This window comes from Streptomyces sp. NBC_00237 (genome assembly GCF_026342435.1).
In the GTDB taxonomy this organism is placed as follows: Bacteria; Actinomycetota; Actinomycetes; order Streptomycetales; family Streptomycetaceae; genus Streptomyces.
This window is the reverse complement of sequence record NZ_JAPEMT010000002.1, coordinates 2118661-2145547: the sequence shown is the minus strand read 5'-3', so window position 1 is coordinate 2145547 and position 26887 is coordinate 2118661. Positions and strand designations below refer to the sequence as shown.

25 protein-coding genes and 2 tRNA genes are annotated in these 26887 nt (G+C 70.7%); 18 read left to right on the top strand and 9 right to left on the bottom strand.

The features are described from left to right. Positions 1 to 25: 25 nt before the first annotated feature. Complete coding sequence (locus OG897_RS23280) at positions 26 to 283, bottom strand: glutaredoxin domain-containing protein (RefSeq protein ID WP_266659130.1); 258 nt, start codon at positions 281 to 283, stop codon at positions 26 to 28. A gap of 192 nt (positions 284 to 475) precedes the next feature. Between OG897_RS23280 and OG897_RS23275 the strand changes: the two genes are divergently transcribed. The 5 genes from OG897_RS23275 to OG897_RS23255 all read left to right on the top strand — a co-directional run bounded on the left by OG897_RS23275 (position 476) and on the right by OG897_RS23255 (position 4489). Beyond that, positions 476 to 2662 (top strand): ATP-dependent DNA helicase UvrD2, encoded by a 2187-nt coding sequence (locus OG897_RS23275; protein ID WP_266659129.1) that lies wholly within the window; start codon positions 476 to 478, stop codon positions 2660 to 2662. 217 nt (positions 2663 to 2879) lie between these two features. Then, complete coding sequence (locus tag OG897_RS23270) at positions 2880 to 3206, top strand: hypothetical protein (protein WP_266659128.1); 327 nt, start codon at positions 2880 to 2882, stop codon at positions 3204 to 3206. Positions 3207 to 3377: 171 nt separating this feature from the next. Beyond that, positions 3378 to 3746 (top strand): WhiB family transcriptional regulator, encoded by a 369-nt coding sequence (locus OG897_RS23265; RefSeq protein ID WP_266659127.1) that lies wholly within the window; start codon positions 3378 to 3380, stop codon positions 3744 to 3746. Further along, positions 3743 to 4072 (top strand): hypothetical protein, encoded by a 330-nt coding sequence (locus OG897_RS23260; RefSeq protein ID WP_266659126.1) that lies wholly within the window; start codon positions 3743 to 3745, stop codon positions 4070 to 4072. The genes OG897_RS23265 and OG897_RS23260 overlap by 4 nt, the downstream gene beginning before the upstream one ends. Positions 4073 to 4303: 231 nt before the next feature. After that, on the top strand, positions 4304 to 4489 hold the full coding sequence (locus tag OG897_RS23255) for a hypothetical protein (protein ID WP_266660431.1): 186 nt from the start codon (positions 4304 to 4306) through the stop codon (positions 4487 to 4489). Between the two features lie 21 nt (positions 4490 to 4510). Here the strand turns inward: OG897_RS23255 and OG897_RS23250 are convergent, their stop codons facing one another. Further along, a complete protein-coding gene (locus OG897_RS23250; RefSeq protein ID WP_266659125.1) occupies positions 4511 to 5920 on the bottom strand; it encodes an AarF/ABC1/UbiB kinase family protein in 1410 nt (469 codons plus the stop codon). Between the two features lie 87 nt (positions 5921 to 6007). Further along, positions 6008 to 7147, bottom strand: coding sequence for a TOMM precursor leader peptide-binding protein (locus tag OG897_RS23245; RefSeq protein WP_266659124.1), 1140 nt, complete (start codon positions 7145 to 7147; stop codon positions 6008 to 6010). A 220-nt stretch (positions 7148 to 7367) separates the two neighbouring features. Between OG897_RS23245 and OG897_RS23240 the strand changes: the two genes are divergently transcribed. The 4 genes from OG897_RS23240 (at position 7368) to OG897_RS23225 (ending at position 11331) form a co-directional block, all read left to right on the top strand. Then, positions 7368 to 7910, top strand: coding sequence for a M48 family metallopeptidase (locus tag OG897_RS23240; RefSeq protein WP_266659123.1), 543 nt, complete (start codon positions 7368 to 7370; stop codon positions 7908 to 7910). Between the two features lie 153 nt (positions 7911 to 8063). Then, complete coding sequence (locus tag OG897_RS23235; protein ID WP_266659122.1) at positions 8064 to 9863, top strand: TerD family protein; 1800 nt, start codon at positions 8064 to 8066, stop codon at positions 9861 to 9863. A 14-nt stretch (positions 9864 to 9877) separates the two neighbouring features. Then, the gene (locus OG897_RS23230; RefSeq protein ID WP_266659121.1) at positions 9878 to 10558 is read left to right on the top strand and encodes an AIM24 family protein; all 681 of its coding nucleotides are present in this window, start codon (positions 9878 to 9880) and stop codon (positions 10556 to 10558) included. 17 nt (positions 10559 to 10575) lie between these two features. Further along, positions 10576 to 11331, top strand: a complete 756-nt coding sequence (locus tag OG897_RS23225; RefSeq protein WP_266659120.1) for an AIM24 family protein — start codon at positions 10576 to 10578, stop codon at positions 11329 to 11331. A gap of 63 nt (positions 11332 to 11394) precedes the next feature. Here OG897_RS23225 and OG897_RS23220 read toward each other — a convergent pair whose 3' ends face one another. Both OG897_RS23220 and OG897_RS23215 read right to left on the bottom strand, forming a co-directional pair. After that, positions 11395 to 11916, bottom strand: coding sequence for an NUDIX hydrolase (locus OG897_RS23220; RefSeq protein ID WP_266659119.1), 522 nt, complete (start codon positions 11914 to 11916; stop codon positions 11395 to 11397). Continuing rightward, a complete protein-coding gene (locus OG897_RS23215; RefSeq protein ID WP_266659118.1) occupies positions 11913 to 13346 on the bottom strand; it encodes a zinc-dependent metalloprotease in 1434 nt (477 codons plus the stop codon). Before OG897_RS23215 ends, OG897_RS23220 begins: the two co-directional genes overlap by 4 nt. Positions 13347 to 13537: 191 nt before the next feature. Here OG897_RS23215 and OG897_RS23210 point away from each other — a divergent pair, with 191 nt between their 5' ends. The 4 genes from OG897_RS23210 to OG897_RS23195 all read left to right on the top strand — a co-directional run bounded on the left by OG897_RS23210 (position 13538) and on the right by OG897_RS23195 (position 16943). Then, positions 13538 to 14707, top strand: a complete 1170-nt coding sequence (locus OG897_RS23210) for an SDR family oxidoreductase (protein WP_266659117.1) — start codon at positions 13538 to 13540, stop codon at positions 14705 to 14707. Positions 14708 to 14838: 131 nt separating this feature from the next. Continuing rightward, a complete protein-coding gene (locus OG897_RS23205) occupies positions 14839 to 15303 on the top strand; it encodes a molybdenum cofactor biosynthesis protein MoaE (RefSeq protein ID WP_266659116.1) in 465 nt (154 codons plus the stop codon). A 215-nt stretch (positions 15304 to 15518) separates the two neighbouring features. Then, positions 15519 to 15689, top strand: coding sequence for a hypothetical protein (locus OG897_RS23200; protein WP_266659115.1), 171 nt, complete (start codon positions 15519 to 15521; stop codon positions 15687 to 15689). Between the two features lie 165 nt (positions 15690 to 15854). Then, complete coding sequence (locus tag OG897_RS23195; protein WP_266659114.1) at positions 15855 to 16943, top strand: PDZ domain-containing protein; 1089 nt, start codon at positions 15855 to 15857, stop codon at positions 16941 to 16943. Positions 16944 to 16965: 22 nt separating this feature from the next. On the opposite strand, the gene OG897_RS23190 is transcribed toward OG897_RS23195, so the two are convergent. After that, on the bottom strand, positions 16966 to 17547 hold the full coding sequence (locus tag OG897_RS23190) for a PPA1309 family protein (RefSeq protein ID WP_266659113.1): 582 nt from the start codon (positions 17545 to 17547) through the stop codon (positions 16966 to 16968). Positions 17548 to 17723: 176 nt separating this feature from the next. Here OG897_RS23190 and OG897_RS23185 point away from each other — a divergent pair, with 176 nt between their 5' ends. The 4 genes from OG897_RS23185 (at position 17724) to OG897_RS23170 (ending at position 23171) form a co-directional block, all read left to right on the top strand. Next, the gene (locus tag OG897_RS23185) at positions 17724 to 20687 is read left to right on the top strand and encodes a UPF0182 family protein (protein ID WP_266660429.1); all 2964 of its coding nucleotides are present in this window, start codon (positions 17724 to 17726) and stop codon (positions 20685 to 20687) included. A gap of 123 nt (positions 20688 to 20810) precedes the next feature. Continuing rightward, positions 20811 to 20884 (top strand) — tRNA-Met (locus OG897_RS23180). Between the two features lie 163 nt (positions 20885 to 21047). Next, positions 21048 to 23027 (top strand): tetratricopeptide repeat protein, encoded by a 1980-nt coding sequence (locus OG897_RS23175; protein ID WP_266659112.1) that lies wholly within the window; start codon positions 21048 to 21050, stop codon positions 23025 to 23027. A 70-nt stretch (positions 23028 to 23097) separates the two neighbouring features. Further along, positions 23098 to 23171: transfer RNA gene (locus OG897_RS23170), tRNA-Met, on the top strand. A 142-nt stretch (positions 23172 to 23313) separates the two neighbouring features. Here OG897_RS23170 and OG897_RS23165 read toward each other — a convergent pair. After that, a complete protein-coding gene (locus tag OG897_RS23165) occupies positions 23314 to 23724 on the bottom strand; it encodes a Fur family transcriptional regulator (RefSeq protein WP_266659111.1) in 411 nt (136 codons plus the stop codon). A gap of 126 nt (positions 23725 to 23850) precedes the next feature. On the opposite strand from OG897_RS23165, the gene OG897_RS23160 reads away from it, so the two are divergent. Continuing rightward, entirely contained in the window at positions 23851 to 25329 is a 1479-nt protein-coding gene (locus tag OG897_RS23160) for a catalase (RefSeq protein ID WP_266659110.1), read from the top strand. Positions 25330 to 25442: 113 nt separating this feature from the next. Here OG897_RS23160 and OG897_RS23155 read toward each other — a convergent pair whose 3' ends face one another. Both OG897_RS23155 and hisN read right to left on the bottom strand, forming a co-directional pair. Then, positions 25443 to 25847, bottom strand: coding sequence for a cyclic nucleotide-binding/CBS domain-containing protein (locus OG897_RS23155; RefSeq protein WP_266659109.1), 405 nt, complete (start codon positions 25845 to 25847; stop codon positions 25443 to 25445). A gap of 180 nt (positions 25848 to 26027) precedes the next feature. Next, the gene (gene hisN, locus OG897_RS23150; protein WP_266659108.1) at positions 26028 to 26828 is read right to left on the bottom strand and encodes a histidinol-phosphatase; all 801 of its coding nucleotides are present in this window, start codon (positions 26826 to 26828) and stop codon (positions 26028 to 26030) included. Between the last annotated feature and the right edge of the window lie 59 nt (positions 26829 to 26887).

Genomic DNA, 26887 nt, shown 5'->3' with positions numbered 1-26887 from the left:
AGAAACGATCAGGCGGCGGAAACGATCAGGCGGCGGCCAGCGCCTGCTTGACCTGCGCCAGCGACGGGTTCGTCATGACGGACTCGGAGCCCGCCTCGGAGACCACGAGCAGCGTCGGGACGGTCTGGTTGCCGCCGTTCGCCTTCTCCACGAACGCGGCCGAGTCGGCGTCGTGCTCGATGTTGATCTCGTTGTACGCGATGCCTTCGCGGTCCATCTGGCTCTTCAGACGGCGGCAGTAGCCGCACCAGGTGGTGCTGTACATCGTTACGGTGCCCGACATGTCCCTCTTGCTCCTCTGCTTCGCTGGGGCGAATCCTTCATCGGTCCGTACTCCCAGATCCGTACTCCCAGTGACTCGAACGTACGCGACCCCTCCGTCATTCCCGTCACCACTCCCGCATAAGTACGACCACAGCCCGCCCCCTGTGGACAACCGCCGCAGCAGTCCCGGGTGACCTGGCAGCATGGCAGGGTGACAGCAGCAACGCACTCCTCCCCTTTCCCGCAGGTACCGGAGACGGCCGACGCGGTGCTCGACGGGCTCGACCCCGAGCAGCGCGAGGTCGCGACCAGCGCCCTGCGCGGCCCGGTGTGCGTCCTCGCCGGAGCCGGTACGGGAAAGACCCGCGCGATCACCCACCGGATCGCCTACGGGGTGCGCCTGGGCGCCTACGAGCCGAAGAGCGTCCTGGCCGTGACCTTCACCGTCCGCGCCGCGGGCGAGATGCGCGGCAGGCTCCGCCAGCTCGGCGCGGGCGGCGTCCAGGTCCGCACCTTCCACGCCGCGGCCCTGCGCCAGCTCCGCTACTTCTGGCCCAAGGTCGTCGGCGGCGACCTGCCCCGGCTCATCGAGCGCAAGGTGCAGCTGGTCTCCGAGGCCGCCGGACGCCTCGGCATCCGCCTCGACCGGGGCGAGCTGCGCGACGTCACCAGCGAGATCGAATGGGCCAAGGTCACGCAGACCGTCCCCGACGACTACCCCGCCGCCATCGCCAAGGCGCACCGCGTAGCCCCCCGTAGTGCGGCGGAAATCAGCCAGGTCTACACGACGTACGAGCAGCTCAAGCGGGAGCGCGGGCTCATCGACTTCGAGGACGTGCTGCTGCTCACCGTCGGCATCCTCCAGGACCAGCACCTCATCGCGGACGAGTTCCGCCGCCAGTACCAGCACTTCGTCGTCGACGAGTACCAGGACGTCAGCCCGCTCCAGCAGCGGCTGCTCGACCTGTGGCTGGGCGACCGCGACAGCCTCTGTGTCGTCGGCGACGCCAACCAGACGATCTACTCCTTCACCGGAGCCACCCCCGACCACCTGCTGAACTTCCGCACCCGCCACCCCGAGGCGACCGTCGTCAAACTGGTCCGCGACTACCGCTCCACCCCCCAGGTCGTGCACCTCGCCAACGGCGTCCTCGCCCCGGCCACCGGCCGCGCCGCCGAGAACCGGCTGGAGCTCATCTCCCAGCGCGAGCAGGGCCCCGCCCCCGTCTTCCGCGAGTACGGCGACGAGCCCGCCGAGGCGGAAGGCACCGCCCGGCGCATCCGCGACCTGATCGCCGCGGGCGTCCCGGCCGGTGAGATCGCCGTGCTCTACCGCATCAACGCCCAGTCCGAGGTGTACGAGCAGGCGCTCGCCGACGCCGGAGTGCCCTACCAGCTGCGCGGGGCCGAGCGCTTCTTCGAGCGGCCGGAGGTGAACGAGGCGATCCACGCCCTGCGCAGCGCGGCCCGCTTCGGCGGCAACGACTCCCTCCTCGACGGCGTCGACGGACTGCCCGCCCAGGTCCGCGCCATCCTCAGCGGCAACGGCTGGAAACCGACCCCACCGGCAGGGTCGGGCGTGGTCCGCGACCGCTGGGAGTCCCTCGCCGCCCTGGCCCGCCTCGCCGAGGACTTCGCCAGAGCCGCACCGCAGGCCACCCTCGCCGCCCTGGTCCACGAACTGGAGGAGCGCAAGGCCGCCCAGCACGCGCCCACCGTCCAGGGCGTCACCCTCGCCTCGCTGCACGCCGCCAAGGGCCTGGAGTGGGACGCCGTGTTCCTGGTCGGCCTCACCGAGGGCATGGTGCCGATCACGTACGCCAAGACGGAGGAGCAGCTGGAGGAGGAGCGCCGGCTGCTGTACGTCGGCGTCACCCGGGCCCGCGTCCACCTCAGCCTGTCCTGGGCCCTGGCCCGCTCGCCCGGCGGACGCCCCTCCCGGATCGCCAGCCGCTTCCTGAAGGGCCTGCGCCCCGGCTCGGGCAATCAGGTCTCCCGGGCCGCCGCGGGCGGCTCCACGGGGGCGAAGGGCGCCGCTCCCGGCACCACGGTGCGCACCTTCCGGGGCCCCGTCCGCTGCCGGGTGTGCGGCAAGACGCTCATCGACGGCGGCGAGATGAAGCTGATGCGCTGCGAGGACTGCCCCTCCGACATGGACGAGGGACTGTACGAGCGGTTGCACGGCTGGCGCGGGCGGCAGGCGGCGAAGGTGGGGCTGCCGGGGTACTGCGTCTTCACCGACAAGACCCTGATGGCGATCGCCGAGGCCCGCCCCGAGGACGAGGGCGACCTCACCAGGATCGCCGGGGTCGGCCTCCGCAAGACGAAGCTGTACGGAACCGAGGTTCTGGCCCTCTGCGCAGGTCAGGAACTCGACGCGGGGGAGCAGGAGGAGTGAGGGGGACCGACGGGGGTGTGAGAAGAACTCGTCGAAAAAATAGTTTGCGCTTCTCCCGGGGAGCCCCATAGGTTCTTAACCACGGGAACAGCGGCTCTTCTCTGAAGCCCTGTCTCTGTGCTGTACTTATCCGAATACGTGTGTGTCGGCCTCGGCCGGGACCCCTAGACGCCGAGAGGAGGCGATTCCAGTGACCAGCTTCATTAACTTCACCAAAATGACCGATCGCTCTGTCGCCTCCACCTGCACCCTCGGCTCTTCGTCGCTCATCCTCGCTGCTTCCGCCGTCTCCCTGCGTGGCACCGGTCTGTCGGGCTTCACCGCCCTCAGCCCGGCGTCCCTGGTGAGCTTCCCCGTCCGGGGAACCGTCGAAGGCGGCAATGAGCGACCGACCAAGGCACCGGAAGCAGCAGTAGCGAAGGCACAGGCGCAGACCTATGCGTTCGCGGCGACCGGTGCCGGTTCGAAGACGCAGACGACGCAGCAGCACCACCACCAGATGTGGGCCTTCCGTGGGCTCGAACCCTGGAGCGATCCAGCCTGACGACGATCAGGCCGGCGCCTTCAGGGCCGCGGAACCCCACCCGGGTTTCGCGGCCCTTCTGTTTTCCCCGAACGGGGAGGACGGACTGAAGGCGCCTCGGGACCAAGCAACACCGGTACCAGCCACCCACCGGCCCACCGGCCGGAACGAACAGACGAGGAATCCACCACCGTGCACATCGACACGCACGCCCCGTCCGTACCGACTTCCCACCCGATCCCGCCGCCCGGCTCCACGGAGGACCCGACCTTGACCCCCCTCACCGCGCTCACCGCGCTCGACGACGCCATCGAGAACCTCGGCGTGCCCGTCCCCTGCCGTTCGTACGACCCGGAGGTCTTCTTCGCCGAGACCCCCGCCGACGTCGAGTACGCCAAGTCGCTCTGCCGCACCTGCCCGCTGGTCGAGGCGTGCCTCGCCGGTGCCAAGGAGCGTCGCGAGCCCTGGGGCGTCTGGGGTGGCGAGCTGTTCGTCCAGGGCGTTGTCGTCGCCCGGAAGCGTCCGCGTGGCCGTCCGCGCAAGAACCCGGTCGCAGCATGAACATCACCGGCACAGGACCGATTGACCGCCCCCATACGCACGATCCCCAGAAGCAGGACCCGATGACCCCCACGACGTACGAGCCGTCCGGCTCAGCGACTTCCACCGCAAGCACCATCGGCGCGAACGCCTCGCGTCAGAACAGGACCCGCGAGATGCAACTCATCCCAGAAGCCCTCGCTCGTGCCCATATGCAAGAGCGTCGGCGGGAAGCCGACGCCGAGCGCCAGGCCCTGCGCCTGGTCGCGGCCCGGCGCATGCAGCGTCGCGCGGAGCGCGTGTCGCTCCGTGCCCGCCGTGCGCTGGCCATGGCGGTCATGCAGTAGCAGACCGCCGAAGGGCACGCAGTACCGAGAGACAGTGAGCACGACCCCGTGGGGCCGGTCCGTCAGGACCGGCCCCACGGCGCGCGTGCAACTCCCGCGTGCGGGGGAGACACCGCCCGGTGCCGCGGCTATCGTCGCGACGTGGACCCGCAGAAACCCGGCCCCGTGCAATCCGGCCCCGTGCAATCCGAGCCCGCCCAGCCCCAGCCCCAGTCCGCGCGGCCCGGCCCCGTGCGGCCCGCGTCCGACGACGGCGGCGCGGCCGTCGTCTGCGCCCAGTGCGGTGCGCGTGCCCAGGGCCCCCCGCCGACCTGGACCTTCTCCGTCGAAGACGGCAACCGCCAGTACTTCTGTGTCGACTGCGCCCGCGCCAACCTCCGTGCCATCGAAGGCCGCCTCGACTCCTCCTGGTGGTGACCCGGGCCCCGGGCCGGCCCGCTACTCCGCTTTGGACTGCTCGACCCGCTCCTCCTCTTCCGGAAGGAAGCCCGGCAGCCAGGACTCCAGCTCCTCCCGCAGCCGCACCGTCGCACCCAACTGACAGAGCACCCCGATGGTGCTCAGCGTGACCCGGTGAATCAGCAGGTACGCGGGCGGCAGGTTGAGCTGCTTGCCCAACTGGTGGGCGGGGGAGCGGACATCGGCTATGCGGCCCGCCTGCTGCCGCAGCCAGCCCCGGCTGAACGTGAACTCGTCGACCTGGACCGGTTCGATGATGGGCAGCAGGTAGTCCAGCACCGCTCCCGGGTCCAGCTCGATGTCCTCCTTCACGAATCCGTCGCGGCGCAACATGTCGTACACCCCGTCCGCGTCGCCCTCCAGCGTCATCCGCAGTGCCTCGCCGATCGTGCCCGGCAGCCCGCCCGGCAGCCGGTCCACGGTCCCGAAGTCCAGCACCCCGAGCCGCCACGGCCCCTCGTCCTCCGTGGAACCGTCGTCCGCCGAGCCGGAAGCCGTACCCGAACCCGAACCCGCGGGCAGCAGACGGAAGTTGCCCGGATGCGGGTCCGCGTGCAGCAGTCCCGTGCGGGCCGGACCCGAGAACAGGAACCGCGCCAGCAACTGCCCCGCCCGGTCGCGCTGCTCCTGCGTCCCGTCCGCTATCACGTCGGCGAGCGGTATGCCGTCCATCCACTCGGTCACCAGCACCTGGTCGCACTGGTGCACCACGCCCGGCACCACTACGTCGGGGTCGGCCGCGAACTCCGCCGCGTGCTCCCGCTGGGCCCGGGCCTCCAGCTCGTAGTCCAGCTCCTCCGTCACCCGGTCGCGCAGTTCGGCGATCAGCGGCTTGATGTCCATGCCGGGGATGAGCGGGCCCAACATCCGGGCGAACCTGGCCAGTTGATTGAGGTCCGACAGCAGTGCCTCACCGGCCCCCGGGTACTGCACCTTGACGGCCACCGCCCGCCCGTCGTGCCACACCGCCCGGTGCACCTGCCCGATCGACGCGGCGGCCGACGGCTTGTCCTCGAACTTCTGGAACAGCTCCCGCCAGTCCTCGCCCAGCCGCTCCACCAGCACTTTGTGCACCGTGCTCGTCGGCATCGGCGGGGCCGCTTCCTGGAGCTTCGTCAGGGCCGCCCGGTACGGTCCGGCGATCTCCTCCGGCAGCGCGGACTCGAAGACGGACAGTGCCTGGCCCAGCTTCATCGCGCCCCCCTTCAGCTCCCCGAGGGTCTTGAAGAGCTGCTCCGCCGTGCGCTGTTGCAGTTCCCGTCCGACGATCTCCGCCGACTTCCCGCCGATCCGTTTCCCGATGCCCCAGGCGGTCCGGCCTGCGAAGCCCAGTGGCAACGCGGCCAGCTTGGCGGTACGGGTGACCGCCTTCCGGGGAAGATCAGACATGAGCCCCTCCAATTCCCAGACAGCCGCGCCGCACCGGCCCCGGAGTCTCCGCTTCCGCGGCCTTCTCCCCGGCACTTCCGACGGCGCCTACGGTGCCATTGTGTCGTGCCCCCTCAAGTCCCCCGAGGGGGCGTCCCCTTCTCCCCTCCGACCTGCACCGCAGGGGCACTCCGGGTGCGCGGCGAGCTGCTCGGCCCGCCAGTCGAGGAGCGGCAGGGCCACCTCCCACCGCGCTCCCGCACTCGACGGCAGCTCCCCGTCCAGGAGGGCCAGCGCGTGGGCGGCCGCCAGCCCCGCCACCGCGGTGGCCAACGCGACGTCGCACGCCGGTACGCCCTCCCGCCGCCCCGAACGCCACTGTGCCTGCATCCTCGGCCACCCCGGATCGCGCTCCGCCCGCGTCCGCGTCAGGCATCCGGCGCACGCCGTCCCGCCCGGCAGCACGAGCGGCCCCACCACCCCCGTGGCCTCCACCACCCCCGCGTACAGATGCGGAATCCCGGACGTCACCCAGGGCTCGGCCACCGCGGGGTCGGGGACATAGGCATCCAGCCCGTCCCTCGGCGCCACCACGACCAGCGAGAGAACGGGCTCCCCGTCCGGGTCCTGATCCGTCCGGCGCCGGGGCGCACGTCCGGGAGCGCAGTCGTGCACCGCCCGACGGGCGACGGCGTCCCGGCGCGAACCCACCGCTCCGGCCGCCGCCCCGCCCGGAGCGACGTCCCACGGCTCCACGCATCCGCCGTCCAGTACGTCGACCCGCCCGACCCCCGCCGCGGACAGCACCGCGGCGAGCGTCGTGCCGACCCGGCCCGCGCCCCGGACCTGCACCCGGGCCGCCCGCCGGGCCGCCAGCCGCCGGGCCCCGCCGCCCGGCTCCGGATGCACCACGCTCAGCGAGGCCAGATCGGGCCGCAGCCGGTCGAACTCCGCGGACCTCCCCAGCAGGGCCACCGCCCCGGGTCCGCCCGCGGTCACGTCGTCGATCAGCCCCGCCGCCGCGAGCCGCCCCACCAGCCGGTCCGCCTGCTCCTCCGGCAGACCCCGGGCCCGTGCCTCCTCGCGCAGCAGCGGCATGCCGCGCGTCCCGTCCAGCAGCCCCAGCAGTGTGCCGGTCGCCGTGTCCACCGGGCCGACCAGTACCGCGTGCGCGGACGTCACGCCGAACTGCACGCTCTGCCGGTCCCGCCAGGCCCGCCGCAGTGCGGGCTTCACCCTCGGATGCATCGCACCCACCCCCGTCCCGTCGTCTCCGCTCCCTCGGCGTGATCGACTGGTCCCAGAATGCGCGGCGGCGGAAATCCGTGCCGAAAGTTGTCCACAGGGTCGGGCATTAGTCCGACAAGCTGGCCTGCGGGCAGCGCGTCCGGCGCGTGGATCAGCGGGGTTCCGGCCGTAACCCCGCCAAGGCAGGACGTCCGCCAGGCGCAGCGGGTAACGTCGGGGCGTGTCCGTCGACCCGTCCCCCCGCCTCGCCGTCGAGGTCCGCAGAAGCGCCCGGCGCAGCCGCACCGTATCCGCCTACCGCGAGGGCGACCGCACGATCGTGCTGATCCCCGCCCGCATGTCGGAGGCGGAGGAACAGCGCTGGGTGAGTGTGATGCTCGACAAGCTGGCCGCCCAGGAGAGCAAGCGCACCCTCGGCGATGACGACCTCTCCGAGCACGCCGCGCGCCTCTCCGACCAGTACTTCGACGGCCGTGCGCAGCCCGCCTCGGTGCGCTGGGTGACCAACCAGAACACCCGCTGGGGCTCCTGCACCCCCTCCGAGGGCAGCATCCGGCTCTCGCACCGGCTCCAGGGAATGCCGGAGTACGTCATCGACTACGTGCTCCTCCACGAGCTGGCTCACCTCCTCGTCCCCGGGCACGGTGCCCCTTTCTGGGAGCTCCTGGAGGCATACCCCCGCACCGAAAGGGCTCGCGGCTACCTCGAAGGGGTGGTGGCCGCCGACCGGCTGCCGCACCTCCCCAAAGCACGCGAGCAGTAACACCCCTTCGGGCCCGCCCCACCACGCCCCCGGTCCCGGACGCCGCACGTGCGGTGATCTGTACCGACTGTGTACCGGCTTGCCGCACTGTCAGAGATTGCGGTTAGCCTGACGCGACGTATCCATATCCGGGACGGGGGACGGTCGTTACGTATGGCCAGGGAATTCCAGCGCGGCCACAAGGCCAAGATCAGTGACCTCACAGCGGGGACGGACCTGTACGTAGGCGTGCAGATCGGCGCTCCCGGGCTGACCTTCGACATCAGTTGCTTCGGCCTCGACGCGGGCGAGCAGCTCACCGACGACCGGTATTTCATCTTCTTCAACCAGCCGAAGTCGCCCGAGGAGTCGATCCAGCTCCTGGGCGCCCAGGCCGGTGACACGGAGTCGTTCCGGGTCACTCTCGACCGCATCCCGGCACACATCCACAAGCTGTCCTTCACCGCGACCATCGACGGTGCGGGACAGATGTCACAGGTGTCTCCCGGATACATCAGGGTCGTGGCGGGCGGCGAGGAAGTCGCCCGGTACTCCTTCAACGGCTCCGAGTTCAGCACCGAGCGCGCCGTGATGCTCGGTGACTTCTACCTCAAGGACGTGTGGCGCTTCGCCGCCGTCGGCCAGGGCTTCGACGGCGGCCTGGAAGCGCTGCTGAAGAACTTCGGCGGCGAGGTCGAGGAGGAGCAGCAGCCTGCGGCCCCCGCGCCCCAGCCGGGTGCGACGCCCGGATTCGCCCCGCCGGGACAGTCCGGCCCGCCCCAGCCCGTACCGCAGCAGCAGCCAGCTCCGTCCTTCGGCGCACCGGCCCAGCAGCCCGCACCGCAGGCCCCGGCCCCGCAGCAGCCCGCTCCGGCCGCGCACTACACCCCGCCGCAGGGCAGCACCCCGCCCCCGGCACCCGCGCCCGCCGTCCCTCCGGTGCACGCCGCGCAGACCATCGCCGCACCGCTGCACACCCAGCAGCCATACGGACAGCCGCCGCACGCACCCCAGGCGCCGCAACCGCCCCAGGGGTACGGGCAGCAGGTCCCGGGCCAGAGCCAGGGCGGCCAGTACGGCTACCCGCAGGGCGCACCGGCGGCCCCCGGTCCGTACGGACAGCCGGGACAGCAGCCCCCGCCGCAGCAGGGGCAGTACCCGCCGCAACAGCACCACCAGCCGTACGGCCAGCAGGGCATGCCGCCCCAAGGTATCCCGCAGGGCATGCCGCCCCAGGGCATGCCGCCCCAGGGCATGCCGCCGCAGGGCATTCCTCCCCAGGGCATTCCTCCCCAGGGTGCGCCGCAGACCGCGCCCGGTCTCCAGGCCGCCCTCCAGAAGTTCCGCGAGACGCCCACCGGCCAGCGCTGGACCCCGCAGAACGAACAGCTGATGCGGGTCGACCTCGGCAACAACGGCACCCCCGTACTCGCCCGCCAGGGCAGCATGGTGATGTACCAGGGCAAGGTCGACTTCAGCTACAAGGGCGCCGGATTCAAGGGCCGGGTGATCGGCAACGCCACCGGCCAGGAGATGCAGCTGATGCGCTGCTCCGGGCAGGGCCAGGTCTTCTTCGCGGAGAACGCCGCCCACCTGCACCCCATCGAGCTCCAGGGCGACGGCATCTGCGTCTCCGCCGAGAACGTCCTCGCCTTCGACGAGACCCTCACCCACGAGGTCCGCCGCATCGAGGGCCACGGCATCCCCGGCGGCGCGCTCTTCACGATGATGTTCCACGGCACGGGCACCGTCATCGTGAAGACCCAGGGCATCCCTGTCGTCCTCCCGGTCACGCCCACCACCTTCGCCGACAGCAACGCCATCGTGGCCTGGTCGGCCGCGTCCCAGGTGATCCTTTCCAGCCAGGTCAGGCTGCGCCGCCAGGCGTTCCCCGGCCACAGCGGAGAGACCGTGAACCTCCAGTTCCGGGGAGCCCCCGGCAACTTCATCGTCGTCCAGCCGTACGAGGTCTGAGGGAGCCCGAAGAAATGAACCAGCAACTCGCGGGCTTCGCCCCGACACCCGTCGCCGCCCGCATGGAGAACCACGGCCGCTCCATGCTCAAGGTCGCCATGGTCGGCGGCCAGGACCTGTTCGCGCGCACCGGCTCGATGGTCGCCTACGAGGGCTTCGTCCAGTACGAGCCCAACCCGCCCGCCGTGCGCCAGATCGCCTCGCAGTGGATCACCGGCGAGGGCGCGCCCCTCATGAAGTGCTCCGGCGACGGCTTGCTCTACCTCGCCGACTACGGCGCGGACGTCGTCGTCATCAACCTCACCAACGACGCCCTCTCCGTCAACGGCACCAACCTGCTCGCCTTCGACGCGTCCCTCCAGTGGGGCGTCGAGCGGGTCAAGGGCCTCGCCAAGTTCGCCGGACAGGGCCTGTGGAACGTGAAGGTCACCGGCACCGGCTGGGTCGCCCTCACCTCGCGCGGCACCCCCGTCGTCGTCGACTGCGGACGCGGCGAGGACGAGACGTACGTCGACCCGGACGCCCTGGTCGCCTGGTCCCCGAACCTCAAGGTCAAGGGCAAGCGCAGCTTCAAGGCGTCCTCGCTGATCGGGCGCGGCAGTGGCGAGGCGTACCAGATGGCCTTCTCGGGCCAGGGCGTCGTCGTCGTACAGCCCAGCGAGGACAGCTCGGACCGCCTGCGGACCAGGCACTGAGGGGGATACGGAACATCATGCAGAGCCCGCTTTTCGGCCACACCGAAGTGCAGTCCACCGAGCGCTACACCGCGCAGAACCCGCAGCTCCTGCGCGTCGCCCTCACCGGCCACGACGACGTCCTCGCCCGCAAGGGCAGCATGGTCGCCTACCAGGGGCTGATGGAGTTCGACGGCGAGTACGTCTCGCAGCAGCAACAGCGTGCCCGCGCCAACACCGGCGAGGGCCTGGACCTGATGCGCTGCTCCGGGCAGGGCACCGTCTTCCTGGCCAACCTCGCCCAGTACATCCACGTCGTGGACATCGACCAGGACGGCCTCACCGTCGACAGCAGCTACGTCCTGGCCATGGACTCGGCGCTGCACACCGAGGTCGTCGCCGTCGACAGCCAGTACGGGATCTCCGGCTCCGGCAAGTACCAGATGAACATCTCCGGCCGGGGCAAGGCCGCCCTGATGACCTCGGGGCAGCCTCTGCTGATGCAGGTCACGCCCGACCGGTACATCAGCGCCGACGCGGACGCGGTGGTCGCCTGGTCGGCGTCGCTGCGGGTGCAGATGCAGGCCCAGACGCACTCCTCGGGGATCCGGCGCAGACGCGGCAACACGGGCGAGGGCTGGGAACTCAGCTTCCTCGGCCAGGGCATCGTCCTGGTCCAGCCCAGCGAGGTCATGCCGCCGCAGAACGCGGTGATCGGCCAGGGCATGGCCGCCCAGTACGGCGTGGGCCAGCAGGGCGCGCACGCCCAGAACCAGAACAACGCCTGGAACTAGCAACCCGGCACGAAGTAAGGGGCGGCCTCCGGGAGGCCGCCCCTTACTCATGTGCTCCCGGCACTACAGCACCGCGCGCACCCGTTCCACCAGGCGTACGACCGACTCGTCGGCCACGGCAGCGACCTCGTCGTACGCGAACCAGCGCAGGTCGTCCGACTCGTCGCTGATCGCCTCGACCGCGCCCGCCGGGGCGATCGCCGCGTACTGCACGTCCAGGTGCCAGTGGCACGGCGCCGGAATCGGATGCCGGTCCAGGCGCACGGGACCCACGGGGAGCAGCGTCAGGCCCGCGATGCCGGACTCCTCCGTCGCCTCGCGCAGGGCCGCGTCCGCCACGGTCGCGTCACCGCTCTCGCAGTGACCGCCCATCTGGAGCCACATCCGCAGCTTCTTGTGCAGCGTCAGCAGCACCCGGCCGCGCTCCGGGTCCACCACCAGCGCACTGGCCGTGAGGTGACCGGCCGTGCACGCCTTCCACATCCCGTCCGGGTGCGCCGCCAGGTGGTCCAGATACTGCTGGCGCAGTTCGGCCTGGTCCGCGTACCCCTTGAGTACGAGGACCGCGTCGTCGTGCAGTGTCACTTGCCGCCCTCGTCGCCTTCGTCGTCCTTCTTGAGGTTCGGCTTGCCGTCGGCCGAACCGCTCGCGGCCTCGCCGAGCATCTTGTCGAGCTCGGAGAAGTCCATCTGCTCGCGGTGCACGAACCCGTCCGGGTCGTCCAGGTCGGCGGCCGTCGGCAGCATGTCGGGGTGCTCCCACAGCCCGTCGCGGCCCTCGTGGCCCCGCGCGTCCGTGAGCGAGGCCCACAGCCGGGCGGCGTCCCGCAGGCGGCGCGGACGCAGCTGCATGCCCACCAGCGTCGCGAACGTCTGCTCGGCGGGACCGCCCGAGGCACGCCGCCTGCGCAGCGTCTCCCGAAGCGCGTCCGCCGACGTCAGACGCGGCTTCGCGGCCTCGTGCACGACGGCGTCCACCCAGCCCTCGACGAGCGCGAGCGCCGTCTCCAGACGGGCCAGGGCGGCCTTCTGCGCCGGGGTCTCCTCCGGCTGGAACATGCCCTGCTGGAGCGCCTCCTGAAGCTGCTCGGGGTTGGACGGGTCGAGACCGCCGACCGCCTCCTCCAGCTTCGAGGTGTCCACGGTGATCCCGCGCGCATAGCCCTCGACCGCGCCGAACAGGTGCGAGCGCAGCCACGGCACGTGTGCGAAGAGCCGCTGGTGGGCGGCCTCGCGCAGCGCCAGGTACAGCCGCACCTCGTTCTCGTCGACGCTCAGGTCCTTGCCGAACGCCGCCACGTTCAGCGGCAGCAGCGCGGCCTTGCCGACCGGACCGAGCGGCAGACCGATGTCGGTCGACCCGGTCACCTCGCCCGCGAGCACGCCGACGGCCTGCCCGATCTGCTGGCCGAACATGGCGCCGCCCATGGAGCGCATCATGCCGATCAGCGGGCCCGCCATGGCCTGCATCTCCTCGGGCAGCACGTCGCCCATGGCCGCGCCGACGCGCTCCGCCACCGGGTCCACCAGCTGCTTCCACGCGGGCAGGGTCGCCTCGACCCACTCCGCACGGCTCCACGCCACGGCCGTGGTCGCCCCGGAGGGCAGCGAGGTGACGCCGTCCAGCCAGTGGTCGGCCAGGCGCACGGCCTCCTCGACGGCGGAGCGCTCGCCCGCGCTGACGCTGGCGTCCTTGGTGCCGTCGGATGTGCCCTGCGCGACGGTCTGCCGGGCGACGTCCTTGGCCATGTCCCAGTTCACGGGACCGCCCTCGTAGCTCAGCATCTGGCCGAGCTGCTGGAAGGCGGCGCCCAGGTCGTTCGGGTTCATCGAACCGAACATCGCGGCGAACGGATTGTCACCGCCCATCCCGCCCATGCCGGGCAGCCCGCCGAACCCGAAGGGGTTCTGCGGGTCACCGGAACCCTGCCCACCACCGGCAGGGTCCTTCTTCTTGCCGTCGCCGTCCTCCGGCTCCTCCGGCGGAAGGCCGAATCCGAATGGGGTGTCACTCACGGGTTTCCTCGGCTCGTTAGGCCGCCGGAGTTGGCCGGCGGCGGCTGCCCGGCTTCAGCACCCAGCGTAGACACCCGAACAGGTTCCGGGCTCGGTGCTCCGCCGACTCATGGCCTGCGGCAGGATGGACGCCACCTGGTCCGTACGCGCCAACTCGCGTACGTACTGAAGACAACCGCTGGAGACGCCCGGTGAGTTCCCCAGATCCGCAGGTTCGCGCAACAGAATCGACAGTTCGCGCAGCGCGAAACCCGTCAACCCCCTCTTCGTCGTCCGCCGCCTCCCCGGCCCCGTCCCGCGGCTCCGTGCGCGGCCCGGTCGTCGCGGTCACCGGTGCCGCGTCCGGCGTCGGCGCCCACCTGACCCGGCGACTGGCCGAGTCCGAGGAGATCAAGCAGGTCGTCGCGATCGACGAGAGGCGCGGCGACGTCTCCGAGGCGCAGTGGCACATCCTCGACGTCCGCGACCCCGCCATCGCCGAGAAGCTGCGCGGCGCGGACGTCGTCGTGCACCTGGCGCTCGACCTCGACCTGGAGACCGACCCCGCGGCCCGTACGGCGTACAACGTGCGCGGCACCCAGACGGTGCTCACGGCAGCCGCCGCCGCAGGGGTGCACCGGGTCGTCCTGTGCACCAGCGCGATGGTCTACGGCGCCCTCCCCGACAACGACATCCCCCTGTCCGAGGACGCCGAGCTGCGCGCCACCGCCGAGGCCACGGGCGTCGGCGACCTCCTGGAGGTCGAGCGCCTGGGCCGCCGCGCCCCGCGCGCCCACCCCGGCCTCAACGTCACCGTCGTCCGCCCCGCCGTCCTCGTCGGTGGTACGGACACGGCGCTGACCCGCTACTTCGAGTCGCCCCGCCTCCTGGTGGCCGCCGGGTCCCGCCCCACCTGGCAGTTCTGCCACGTGGACGACCTGGTGAGCGCCCTGGAGTACGCCGTCCTGGAGAAGGTCGAGGGCGAGCTCGCGGTGGGCTGCGACGGCTGGCTGGAGCAGGAGGAGGTCGAAGAGCTCAGCGGCATCCGCCGCATGGAGCTGCCCTCCGCCGTCGCCCTGGGAGCCGCCGCACGCCTGCACCGGATCGGGCTCACCCCGTCCCCGGCGGGCGACCTGGCGTACACCATGCACCCCTGGGTGGTCAGCGTCTCCCGGCTGCACGACGCGGGCTGGCGGCCGCAGTGGACCAACGAGGAGGTGCTCGCCGAACTCCTCAAGGAGGTGGAAGGGCGGCACACCGTCGCAGGACGCAGGCTCGGCCGCAAGGACGCCACCGCCGCAGGAGCCGCCGGTGCCACCGTCGCGCTGCTCGGTACGGCGGCACTGGTGCGCCGCGCCCGCAAGGCGCGCCGCCGCATCTGAGGCGGCCCGGCGAGCACCACCCCTGGTGCCCGCTGGTGCCCGCGCAACTGGAGGAGGCTCCATACGCCGCCCGCGCCTGCCGGGCGATAGGGCAATTCCGCGTTGTCAGTGGCGTACGGCACGATGGGGGCATGGCAGGCACTCCCAGCACCACCCACCCGGGCGAACAGACGGCGCAGGACCCGATCCGGCTGCTCGCGATCCGTGACACGGCGCTCTCCCTCGACGAGGTCTTCCGTGCCGTCGGGGAGGACGCGGCGGGCGGCACAGCCCTGTTCGTCGGCACGGTGCGCAACCACGACGGCGGCGCGGACGTCGACGCGCTGGGCTACTCCTGCCACCCCACGGCGGAGGCGGAGATGCGCCGCGTGGCCGAGCAGGTCGTCGCCAAGTACCCCGTGCGGGCGCTCGCGGCCGTCCACCGGGTGGGCGATCTCGCGGTGGGCGATCTGGCGGTCGTGGTGGCCGTCTCCTGCCCGCACCGGGCGGAGGCGTTCGAGGCGTGCCGGATGCTCATCGACGACCTCAAGCACGAGGTGCCGATCTGGAAGCACCAGACGTTCTCCGACGGCGCAGAAGAATGGGTCGGCGCGTAGCGCCGTCGTTGAGGGGTGGGGGTCTGTGAGCGGTGCGGTCGACGGCACCTGTTAGTGGCATATCGGGGTCTAAACACGGATGCTGCCAACCGCCCCGATTTGCGTAACCCGACCCCGGGCCCGAGCGTTGAAGCAGCGGATGGTTAATCTGCTGATCGGCTGGCTGCGATCGCTCCGGATTGTTCAGCGGTCGCTCACTGGGTCGGGAGGTCGGAATGGCTGCACTTGCCTGGTTGCTGATTCCGCTTTTCGCAGCCGTAGGGGCTGCGATATGGGGAAGCTGGGCCGCCCGCAATCGCACGACCGGCGATATCGCCGAGCTCGCGGGCTACGAGAAGTTCCGCGAGGCAATGGAGAAGTCGCACTCCGGTTCCGAAGCCGCCTGACACGGCTGCCGACACGGTGCTGACACGGGCCCCGACACGGCCCGCGTTCCCGACACTCCCCGAGTTCACGTCCCGTCCGTACGCGAGAGCCACCGGAATGCCCGAGCGCCCCGTACGGACCGGCCCCAGCGGTGCACGTGCGGGCCCGTCCCGTACTGTCGTTCCATGCCACGCCGCACCGCGACGATGCTCGCTTCCACCCTCGTCCTCATCGCGCTGCTCTGTGCGGGTGTCCTCATCAAGGTTCCGTACGCGGAGATGTCCCCGGGCCCCACGGTGAACACGCTCGGGGAGGCCGGCGGCGAGCCGGTGCTCCAGATCTCCGGGCGCAAGACGTACCCGACGACCGGTCACCTCAACATGACGACGGTCCGGGTCACCGGCGCGGACTACCGGATGAACCTCGTGGAGACGGTGGCCGGGTGGCTGGCGCACGACAGTGTCGTGGTGCCGCACGACACGCTCTACCCGGACGGCAAGACCGAGGAGCAGTCCACCCAGGAGAACGCCGAGGAGTTCAGCCAGTCCCAGGAGAGCGCCAAGGTGGCCGCCCTCCGGGAGCTGAAGATCCCCGTCGCCACCCGGGTGGTCGTCGCGAGCGTCGTCAAGGGCAGCCCGGCCGAGAACACGCTCCACGCGGGCGACGTCATCCGTGAGGTCGACGGCACGAAGGTCGAGGAGCCGGGCGACGTCTCTCAGCTGGTCACCCGGCACAAGGCCGGTGAGGCGGTCGTCTTCACCATCGTGCCCGTCAAGGACGCCCAGGCCGCCGAGAAGGCGCACAAGGAGCCCACGGTCACCGAGAAGGTCACCGTCACCACGAAGAAGGCCGAGGACAACGGCAGGGCGATCGTCGGCATCCAGGCCGGGACCGACCACACCTTCCCGTTCACCATCGACATCAAGCTGGCCGACGTGGGTGGCCCCAGCGCCGGTCTGATGTTCTCGCTCGGCATCGTCGACAAGCTCACCGAGGGCAACATGACGGGCGGCAAGTTCGTCGCCGGTACGGGCACGATCGACGAGAAGGGCAAGGTCGGCCCGATCGGCGGCATCCAGATGAAGACGGTCGCCGCACGGGCCGCGGGCGCCGAGTACTTCCTCACCCCCAAGGACAACTGCGCGACGGCCGCAGCCGACGTCCCCGACGGGCTCACGCTCGTCAAGGTCGACACCCTCGACGACGCCGTGAAGGCGATGAACGGCATCAGCAAGGGAGACCGGGCGAGCCTGCCGAAGTGCACGACAGGCTGACCCGCCCGCGGTATTACCGGTGTTACGACTCGAACGTCGCCGCCAGTGCCTCCGCCAGACCGGGCACCAGGTCAGGCCCCGTCAGCACCTCGTTGGGCGAGTCCTTCTCGCGCAGCCGGATCGCCGACTCGCGGGCCCCGCCGCGCAGCACGGCCACCGTCATCCGCACCTCCTGGCGGTCCGGGTGCGCGGCCACCCACTTGGTGAGCTGCTTGCCCTTCAGCCCCTCCGGCACGGACGCCTCGGCCGACGGCGGCAGCATCAGACGCTCCACCGTGAGGGCGCACCCGGTGACCCCGGCGGGCCAGGCGATCGTGCCGAGGAACTCGTCCAGCGCCTTGCCGCGCGGAATCTCCTCCTGCTCGATCGGCGTGTACCCGGCGGCCTGCGCGGGATCGATGCCGAGCTGCTTGGCGAGCCCCGGCTCCTGCTTGCGCAGCTTCGCCGTGTCGACGAGGGCGAACAGCCGCGCGGGCTTGTCCCAGCCGAGGCCGGACGCGTACTCGTCGATCTCCAGGACGGCCCGGGTGAGCGGACTGGCCGCCATCGGCGTGCCCGGAGAGGGCATCGGAGGGGTGTGGTCTGAGGGGGAGGAGTTGGACATGGTGAATATCCTGCCTCCTTCGGCCCCCAAAGCGGGAACTGAGTAAAGCTTCAGTAAGTTGCATAGGTACGGGCCCTACGATCGCGGGGCCCCGCACAACCTGCTACACACCGCTAAAAACGCCAGACACCGCAAACAACACAGCGAACTTCGAGGTGCGCACGTTGGCTTTCCAGATGCCGGACCGCGGCGGAGGCCCGACCGGGCCACGGATCAGAGTGGGCCGGCCCTCCCGGCGTGCCCGGACCCTGCTCATGACACTGGGGGTCCTGGCCGTCCTGGCCATGGCGTTCGTCATGTTCGCCGGGTTCTGGACGGACTGGCTCTGGTACCGATCGGTCAAGTTCTCCTCCGTCTTCACCACCACTCTGTGGACCAAGATCGGGCTGTTCGCCGTCTTCGGTCTCCTCATGGCCGCAGCCGTCGGCGTGAACATCTGGCTGGCGCACCGGCTCCGGCCGCCGCTCAGCGCGATGTCGATGGAGCAGCAGAGCCTCGACCGCTACCGGATGGGTCTGGCCCCGTACAAGAAGTGGGTGCTGATCGCGATCACCGCCCTCGTCGGGCTGATTTCGGGAGCCTCCGCCGCCGGACAGTGGCGCACCTGGCTCCTGTGGGTCAACGGTGAGCTGTTCGGGCAGAAGGACCCGGAATTCGGGCTCGACGTGGCGTTCTACGCCTTCGACCTGCCCTGGTACCGCTTCCTGCTCGGCTTCGGGTTCGCCGCAGCGGTGATCTCCCTGGTCGCCGCCGCCCTGGTGCACTACCTGTACGGCGGACTGCGCATCACCAGCCCCGGTGCGCGCGCGACCGCCGCCGCCACCGGCCACCTGTCGGTGCTGCTCGGCATCTTCGTCGCGCTCAAGGCCGTCGCGTACTGGCTGGACCGGTACGGTCTCGCGGTGAAGTCCAGCGACTTCAAGGCCACCGGCAACTGGACCGGCCTGCGCTACGTCGACGCCAACGCCTACCTCCCGGCGAAGACGATCCTGTTCTGCATCGCCGTCATCTGCGCCGTGCTGTTCTTCGCGACGCTGTGGCGCCGCACCTGGCAGCTGCCGGTGATCGGCTTCGGCCTCATGGTGCTCTCGGCGATCCTGATCGGCGGGCTCTACCCGGCGATCGTGCAGAAGTTCCAGGTCCAGCCGAACGAGCAGGCCAAGGAAGCCCCGTACATCAAGAAGAACATCGAGGCGACCCGCAAGGCGTACGACATCGACGGCGCCAGGGTCACCGACTACAAGGGGGCGGGCGACAGCGGCGACAACGCGCAGCTGCGCAAGGACGCCGACACGGCGGCCAGCTACCGCCTGCTCGACCCGAACGTCGTCTCCCCGACCTTCCGCCAGCTCCAGCAGGAGCGGAAGTACTACCAGTTCCCGCAGACCCTCGACGTCGACCGCTACAACGGCCAGGACACCGTCATCGGCCTCCGCGAGCTCGACCTCAAGGGCATTCCGAAGCGGAACTGGATCAACGACCACTTCTACTACACGCACGGTTACGGTGCGGTGACCGCCAAGGGCACCTCCGTCAACGCGGACAACGAGGGCGGCCCGGAGTTCACCGAGTCCGGCCTCCCGTCCCAGGGCGTGCTCAGCGAGAAGGCCAAGTACGAGCAGCGGATCTACTACGGCGAGAAGACCGAGCAGTACTCGATCGTCGGCGGTCCGCAGCAGGAGCTCGACTACGAGAAGAACGGCGAGGCGACCAAGACCACCCGGTACCAGGGCGGCAGCGGCGTCAACCTCTCCAACCCGTTCAACCGTGCGGCGTACGCCGTCACGATGAGCGAGCCGCAGATCCTCTACTCCGGCGCCATCGGCGAGGGCTCGCGGATCCTGTACAACCGCACGCCCAAGGAGCGCGTCGAGGCGGTCGCCCCCTGGCTGACCATCGACGGCGACGCCTACCCGGCGATCATCGGCGACCGCATCCAGTGGATCGTCGACGCCTACACCACGACCAACGGCTACCCGTACGCGTCGCGCACGACGCTCGGGGACACCACGACCGACTCGCTGACCACCAACCAGCGCGCCGTCGTCGCCCAGCAGAACCAGGTCAACTACATCCGCAACTCGGTGAAGGCCACCGTCGACGCGTACGACGGCACGGTCAAGCTCTACGAGTGGGACGAGAAGGACCCGGTCCTCAAGACCTGGAAGAAGGCGTTCCCGGGCACGGTCGAGGACAAGGACAAGATCCCGGCGCAGCTCAAGGAGCACCTGCGCTATCCGCAGGACATGTTCAAGGTCCAGCGCGAGCTGCTCACCCGCTACCACGTCACGGAGCCGAAGCAGTTCTACTCCGGCTCCGACGCCTGGCAGGTCCCGGACGACCCGACGACCGACGCCAAGGGCGCCGTGCCGCCGTACTACCTGAGCCTGAAGATGCCCGGCGACAAGGACCAGAACTTCTCCTTGACGACGACCTTCACGCCCAACGGACGCCCCAACCTCGGGGGGTTCATGGCGGTCGACGCGGATGCGGCGAGTCCGAACTACGGCACCATAAGGCTCCTGAGAGTCACCGGTGACGTCCTCGGTCCGCAGCAGGTGCAGAACCGGCTGAGCACCAACCCCGACGTCACGGAATTCGTCCGCAACACCAAGGGCGCCAACTCGGACATCGAGTACGGCAACCTGCTGACGATCCCGCTCAACGAAGGGTTCCTGTACGTCACTCCGGTGTACGCGCAGGGCAACAACGCCCAGTACCCGCTGCTGAAGAAGGTCGGCGTCTCGTACGGCAAGGAGACCGTCTTCAAGGACAGTCTCGCCGAGGCGCTGAACGCCGTCTTCGGCGAGAAGGGTGCGGAGACCCCGCCGGACAAGGGCGACGACGGCACCACCAAGCCGCCCGCCACCGGCTCCGCCGCGCTCCAGAAGGCCATCGCGGACGCTTCCGCCGCGCTGGCGGACAGCGACAAGGCGCTCCAGAAGGCGCCGCAGGACTGGGTGGCGTACGGCAAGGCGCAGGAGAAGCTGCGCGACGCGCTCCAGCGGGCGGCCGACGCCCAGAAGGGCACGCCGCCGACCGACGACAAGGGCGCGGACAAGGGCGCGGACAAGAGCGACGACAAGACGCCCGACGCGTCGAAGTCGCCGGACGCGGCCGACCCGCCGAAGAGCGAGTGATCCGGTTCCGGGCGCGCGGCCGTGCAGGCCGTGCGCCCGGGACTCCCGGACCTCCCGGTCCCCGGCCCGGTAAAACGGCTGGTCGGGCCCACCCCGCAGCGTGGTACGGTTGCAGAACAACGACGCGGGGTGGAGCAGCTCGGTAGCTCGCTGGGCTCATAACCCAGAGGTCGCAGGTTCAAATCCTGTCCCCGCTACTGAAAGACGAGGGCCCGAATCCATTGAGGATTCGGGCCCTCGTCGTATGTCCGTACACCGTATGTGTTTGACTTGTCGCCCTGTGGGCATGTCGACAAAACGCTGAAGTGACCTCAATGGCTGCGGTATACCAGGTGTACCCGGGTTGCGGGTGGTGCGACGATGAAAACTATGGGGGACAGGGCAACTCTGTTGGAGACAGGGCAGGTCGACACGGGGCGGATTGACACGGGACTGACTGATACGGACCGGACTGATACGGACCGGACGGGCGAGCTGCGGGCCGCGTTCCGGACCGACGAAGGAACCGACACCGTCACGGCGGACAGGGACACGGACACCGCCACGGCGGAGTACGAGCTGCGCCACCGGCAGGCCGCCGCGAACGGCGACGCCGCGTCCATGAGCGTCCTCGGGTCCCTGCTGCTGCGCCGCGGCGACCTCGACGGCGCCGAACCCCACCTCCGTGCCGCCACGGCCGCCGGTGACCGCGCCGCCGCCAACAACCTCGGCGTCCTGCTGCACCAGCGCGGGTACGCGGAGGAGGCCGCCGGATGGTGGCGTGTCGCCGCCGTCGCCGGGTCCGCCGCCGCCGCCCACGCCCTCGGCCGCCACTACCGCGAGCGCGGCGACGAGCCCGGCGCCGAGTACTGGCTGCGCCAGTCCGCCGAGCACGGCCACGCCCTGGGCGCGTACGCGCTCGCCGATCTGCTGGAGCACCGGGGCGACGTCGGTGCCGAGCGGTGGCTGCGGGCCGCCGCCGAGCAGGGGCACCGGGAGGCTTCGTACCGTCTGGCGAGGCTGCTGGACCGCCGGGCGGGTACGCCCACGGGCGGCGGGCCCGCAGCGGATGTGGCCAGTCGGCGGGGCATCACCTGGGACACCGATCCGAGGATGCTCCGCAACTCGACCGTCGCGCCCGGGGAGAAGCCGCCCGCGGTGGAGGCCGAGCAGTGGTACCGGCAGGCCGCCGCGCGCGGACACCGGAGGGCCGCCCTGCACCTGGGCGTGATTCTGGAGGCGCGGGGCGAGCTGAAGGAGGCCGGGCGCTGGTACCTGACCTCCGCCAAGGACGGCGAGCCGAGGGCCGCGTGCGCGCTGGGCTTCCTGCTGCGCGACGCGGGCGACGAGGAGAGCGCCGCCGTGTGGTGGCTGCGCGCCGCCCAGGAGGGCGACGGGAACGCCGCGAACGCGCTGGGGGCGCAGCACGCCGCCAGGGGTGAGCAGCAGACGGCGGAGCGGTGGTACCGGGCCGCTCTGGACGCCGGTGACATCAACGGCGCGTACAACCTGGGGCTGTTGTGCGCCGCGCAGGGGCGGACGGCGCAGGCCGAGCAGTGGTACCGGCGGGCGGCGTACGCCGGGCATCGCGAGGCGGCGAACGCGCTGGCGATCCTGCTGATGCAGGGGGGCGACGCCTCCGGGGCCGAGCCGTGGTTCTCCAAGGCGGCCGAGGCGGGCAGCGTCGACGCCGCCTTCAACCTGGGCATCCTGTACGCGGGCCGGGGGGACGAGCAGGGCGCCCTGGAGTGGTACGAGCGGGCTGCCGCGGCCGGGCACACCGAGGCGGCGCTCCAGGTGGGCATCGCGTTGCTGCGGGACGGCGACGAGCAGGACGCGGAGGCGCATTTGCGGCGGGCCGCCGGCGGGGGGAGCGCGGAGGGGGCCTTCCGGTTGGGGATGCTGCTCGACGCGCGTCGGCCCCCTGCCGGGCCGCCCGTCCTCGGGGAGCCCGTGGACGAGAAGTCCGAGTGCGAGGAGTGGTACGAGCGGGCCGCCGAGCAGGGGCATCGGCGTGCCCAGGTACGGGTCGGGATGCTGGCGGCGGGTCGGGGCGACGTCGCGGGCGCGGCGCGGTGGTACCGGGAGGCGGCCGAGGCGGGGAGCCTCGGGGGTGCCTTCAACCTGGGGCTGCTGCTGGCCAGGGAAGGGCGTGAGCCGGAGGCGCAGCTGTGGTGGACGCGGGCGGCGCATGCCGGGCACGGGCGGGCGGCGTTGCGGCTGGCGCTGCTGGCGGCGCGGCGGGGGGAGCTGGGCGAGGGGGAGCGGTGGTGTGTGCGGGCGGTTGAGCTGGGGCCGGCGGAGGTGGCGGAGAGGGCGGCGCGGCTGCGGGACGCGTTGCATCAGGAGCTGACGGCTTAGGGGCTCGGGCGCTGCGGCGGGACAGCGATTTGCGCTGGTCGGGGGCAGGGCGTAGAGTTGCGTTTACCGACGCGGGGTGGAGCAGCTCGGTAGCTCGCTGGGCTCATAACCCAGAGGTCGCAGGTTCAAATCCTGTCCCCGCTACTAGAGGCCGATGGCCCGGGATTCGAAAGAGTCCCGGGCCATCGGTCGTTTTTGCGTGCGGCCGTGCGGGCGTACGCCGTGCGAGCGCTCGGGCGGGCAGATGGCTGGTCGCGTTCCCCGCGCCCCTGACGGGGCGCGGGAGTCAGGCGCAGTTCGGGCAGATGCCTCGGTAGGTGACTTCCACGTTCGAGATGGTGAAGCCGAAGCGTTCCGTGTCCGGGAGGTCGGACAGGGGGTTGCCTGCCGGGTGGACGTCGCGGATCGCGCCGCACTTCGCACACACCAGATGCTGGTGGGGGCGGTGCGCGTTCGGGTCGTAGCGCTTGGCGCGGCGGTCCGTGGAGACCTCGATGACCTCGCCGAGGGAGACCATCTCGCCGAGCGTGTTGTAGACCGTGGCGCGCGAGATCTCCGGGAGCCGGTCGACCGCGCGGGCGTGCACCTCGTCGGCGGTCAGGTGCATGTGGTCCCCGTCGAGCACCTCGGCCACGACGCGGCGTTGTGCGGTCATGCGCCAGCCGCGTCCGCGCAGTCGTTCCAGTAGGTCACTCATGTCTTCCAGCCTAACAGGGGAGGGACCTTAGTCCCGAGTGGGTGTGAAGTTGGATGGTTGATTGACTTAGACAGAGTCCATTGTAGGATCGGCTTTGGCGATAGGCGAGGGACAGGACTCGCAGGAATGACGCAGGAGGCGCACGTGACCACGCAGGGACCGCTCACCACCGAGGCCGGCGCACCGGTCGCCGACAACCAGAACAGCGAGACGGCCGGTATCGGCGGCCCCGTGCTCGTACAGGACCAGGCGCTCCTTGAGAAGCTCGCGCACTTCAACCGGGAGCGGATCCCGGAGCGTGTGGTGCATGCGCGCGGCGCCGGTGCGTACGGCACCTTCACGCTGACGCGGGACGTCTCGCAGTGGACGCGGGCGAAGTTCCTGTCGGAGGTGGGGAAACAGACGGAGACGTTTCTGCGCTTCTCGACCGTGGCGGGGAACCTCGGTTCCGCCGACGCCGTGCGTGACCCGCGTGGCTTCGCGCTGAAGTTCTACACGGAGGAGGGGAACTACGACCTCGTCGGGAACAACACCCCCGTCTTCTTCATCAAGGACGCCATCAAGTTCCCGGACTTCATCCACACGCAGAAGCGCGACCCGTACACCGGCAGCCAGGAAGCCGACAACGTCTGGGACTTCTGGGGGCTGAGCCCGGAGAGCACCCACCAGGTGACGTGGCTGTTCGGCGACCGGGGCATCCCCGCGACGCTGCGCCACATGAACGGCTACGGCTCGCACACGTACCAGTGGAACAACGCCCAGGGCGAGGTCTTCTGGGTGAAGTACCACTTCAAGACCGACCAGGGGATCAAGAACCTCACCCAGAGCGAGGCCAACGCGCTCGCGGGCGAGGACCCGGACAGCCACCAGCGCGACCTGCGCGAGGCCATCGAGCGCGGCGAGTTCCCGTCCTGGACGGTGCAGGTGCAGATCATGCCTGCGGCGGACGCGGCGACGTACCGCTTCAACCCGTTCGACCTCACCAAGGTGTGGCCGCACGAGGACTACCCGCCGATCGAGATCGGCAAGCTGGAGCTCAACCGCAACCCGCAGAACGTCTTCGCCGAGGTCGAGCAGTCGATCTTCAGCCCCGCCCACTTCGTGCCGGGCATCGGGCCCTCCCCGGACAAGATGCTCCAGGGGCGGCTGTTCGCGTACGGCGACGCGCACCGCTACCGCGTCGGCATCAACGCCGACCACCTGCCGGTGAACCGCCCGCACGCCACCGAGGCGCGCACCAACTCCCGTGACGGGTTCCTGTACGACGGCCGTCACGCGGGCGCGAAGAACTACGAGCCGAACAGCTTCGGAGGGCCTTTCCAGACCGACAAGCCGCTGTGGCAGCCGGTCGCGGTGACGGGGTCGACGGGCAACCACGAGGCGCCGAGCCACGCCGAGGACAACGACTTCGTGCAGGCCGGTGACCTGTACCGGCTGATGTCCGAGGACGAGAAGGGGCGTCTGGTGGAGAACCTCGCCGGGTTCATCGCGAAGGTGTCGCGCGACGACATCGCCGAGCGGGCCGTCAACAACTTCCGTCAGGCGGACGGCGACTTCGGCAAGCGGCTGGAGGCTGCCGTCCAGGCGCTGCGGAGCGGCAAGTAGGCGTTGCGCGGGTGCGGCCGGTGGGCCGGGCTTCCTTCGGGAGCCCGGCCCACCGGTCTTTTCGTACGGTGAGGACTCTTTTCGTGCGGTGAGGACGCGTACGGTACGGGCGGTCAGCCCGCCAGCGTCGCCGGGCGGCGGCGGCTCGGGGCCCAGCAGCGGATGATGTCGCGGACCGAGACGACGCCGACCGGCTCGCCCTGCTCGTCCAGCACGATCAGGTGGCGGAAGCCGCCGTGCGCCATGGCCTCCGCCGCGTCTTCCAGGGTCCAGGACGGGGAGGCGAAGACAACGTCGGTGGTGGTGTGGGAGCAGGCGGTCTCCAGGTCGGGGTCCTGCCCCGCGCCGATGGAGTTGAGTACGTCGCGCTCGGTGAGGATGCCGAGGCCGCTGGTGTCGGAGTCGAGGACGATGGCCGCGCCGACGTGGCGGGCGGACATCAGCCGGGCGGCCTGGCGGAGTGTGTGGGCGGGGCCGATGGTGAGGACCATCGTGCTCATGGCATCGCGTACGAGCATGGAGTGAAGCCACCTCCTGGGTGCGTATCCGTCACCCCGCAGCGGGACGCAACGGGAACGGATTCACAAGTTCACAAGTGAGGGAGCTTTCAGAGTCGCAGGCCCGCCAGGGGTCAACAAGGGGGAGGTAGGGGCAAGTTGAGGGGCGCGTAAAATCTCGTCACACGCCCCCCAGGGCACTCAGTAGCGCTGGTTGAGGTAGCCGAGCAACTCGTGGTGGAGCAGGCCGTTGGAGGCCGCCGCGTTGCCGCCGTCGACGCCGGGGACACCGTCCAGGCTGGTGAAACTGCCGCCCGCCTCCTCGACGACGATCGCGTTCGCGGCCATGTCCCAGAGGGAGAGCTCCGGCTCGGCGCAGATGTCGATCGAGCCCTCCGCGACCATCATGTACGGCCAGAAATCGCCGTAGCCGCGGGTCCGCCAGCAGGCCCGGGAGAGGTCGAGGAAGCCGTCGAGGCGCCCCTGCTCCTCCCAGCCGGAGAGGGAGGAGTACGCGAAGGAGGAATCGGCGATCTTGGGGACCTTGGAGACGTGGATGCGGCTCGCGGAGGTCAGGCTGCGGCCCGTGTACGCGCCCGCGCCCTTCGCGGCCCACCAGCGGCGGCCCAGTGCGGGGGCCGAGACCACGCCGACGACCGGGCGGTAGCCTCCCTCGCCCGCCTCCATGAGGGAGATGAGCGTGGCCCAGACCGGGACGCCGCGCACGTAGTTCTTCGTACCGTCGATGGGGTCGATCACCCAGCGGCGCGGGCCCGAACCCTCCAGGCCGTACTCCTCGCCGAGGACCGCGTCGCGCGGGCGGGCGCGCTTCAGCTGGCCCCGGATCAGCTCTTCGGCGGCCTTGTCGGCCTCGGTCACCGGGGTCATGTCCGGCTTCGTCTCGACCTTGAGGTCCAGGGCCTTGAACCGCTCCATGGTGGTCGCGTCGGCGGCGTCGGCGAGGACGTGGGCGAGGCGCAGGTCATCGTGATAGTCGGGCATGGGCGTCACAGTATCGAGGGTGATCGGCGGGTGACCATGCGCGGTCCCGGTGGGGCGTG

Coding starts and splice junctions, on each gene's coding strand:
- OG897_RS23155 (WP_266659109.1), bottom strand. CDS start 25,847: ATGCTCGTACGCGATGCCATGAGCACGATGGTCCTCACCATCGGCCCC.
- OG897_RS23160 (WP_266659110.1), top strand. CDS start 23,851: ATGACGCAGGAGGCGCACGTGACCACGCAGGGACCGCTCACCACCGAG.
- OG897_RS23165 (WP_266659111.1), bottom strand. CDS start 23,724: ATGAGTGACCTACTGGAACGACTGCGCGGACGCGGCTGGCGCATGACC.
- OG897_RS23190 (WP_266659113.1), bottom strand. CDS start 17,547: ATGTCCAACTCCTCCCCCTCAGACCACACCCCTCCGATGCCCTCTCCG.
- OG897_RS23225 (WP_266659120.1), top strand. CDS start 10,576: ATGCAGAGCCCGCTTTTCGGCCACACCGAAGTGCAGTCCACCGAGCGC.
- OG897_RS23205 (WP_266659116.1), top strand. CDS start 14,839: ATGGCAGGCACTCCCAGCACCACCCACCCGGGCGAACAGACGGCGCAG.
- OG897_RS23185 (WP_266660429.1), top strand. CDS start 17,724: ATGCCGGACCGCGGCGGAGGCCCGACCGGGCCACGGATCAGAGTGGGC.
- hisN (WP_266659108.1), bottom strand. CDS start 26,828: ATGCCCGACTATCACGATGACCTGCGCCTCGCCCACGTCCTCGCCGAC.
- OG897_RS23230 (WP_266659121.1), top strand. CDS start 9,878: ATGAACCAGCAACTCGCGGGCTTCGCCCCGACACCCGTCGCCGCCCGC.
- OG897_RS23280 (WP_266659130.1), bottom strand. CDS start 283: ATGTCGGGCACCGTAACGATGTACAGCACCACCTGGTGCGGCTACTGC.
- OG897_RS23175 (WP_266659112.1), top strand. CDS start 21,048: ATGAAAACTATGGGGGACAGGGCAACTCTGTTGGAGACAGGGCAGGTC.
- OG897_RS23260 (WP_266659126.1), top strand. CDS start 3,743: ATGAACATCACCGGCACAGGACCGATTGACCGCCCCCATACGCACGAT.
- OG897_RS23250 (WP_266659125.1), bottom strand. CDS start 5,920: ATGTCTGATCTTCCCCGGAAGGCGGTCACCCGTACCGCCAAGCTGGCC.
- OG897_RS23270 (WP_266659128.1), top strand. CDS start 2,880: ATGACCGATCGCTCTGTCGCCTCCACCTGCACCCTCGGCTCTTCGTCG.
- OG897_RS23200 (WP_266659115.1), top strand. CDS start 15,519: ATGGCTGCACTTGCCTGGTTGCTGATTCCGCTTTTCGCAGCCGTAGGG.
- OG897_RS23235 (WP_266659122.1), top strand. CDS start 8,064: ATGGCCAGGGAATTCCAGCGCGGCCACAAGGCCAAGATCAGTGACCTC.
- OG897_RS23195 (WP_266659114.1), top strand. CDS start 15,855: ATGCCACGCCGCACCGCGACGATGCTCGCTTCCACCCTCGTCCTCATC.
- OG897_RS23245 (WP_266659124.1), bottom strand. CDS start 7,147: ATGCATCCGAGGGTGAAGCCCGCACTGCGGCGGGCCTGGCGGGACCGG.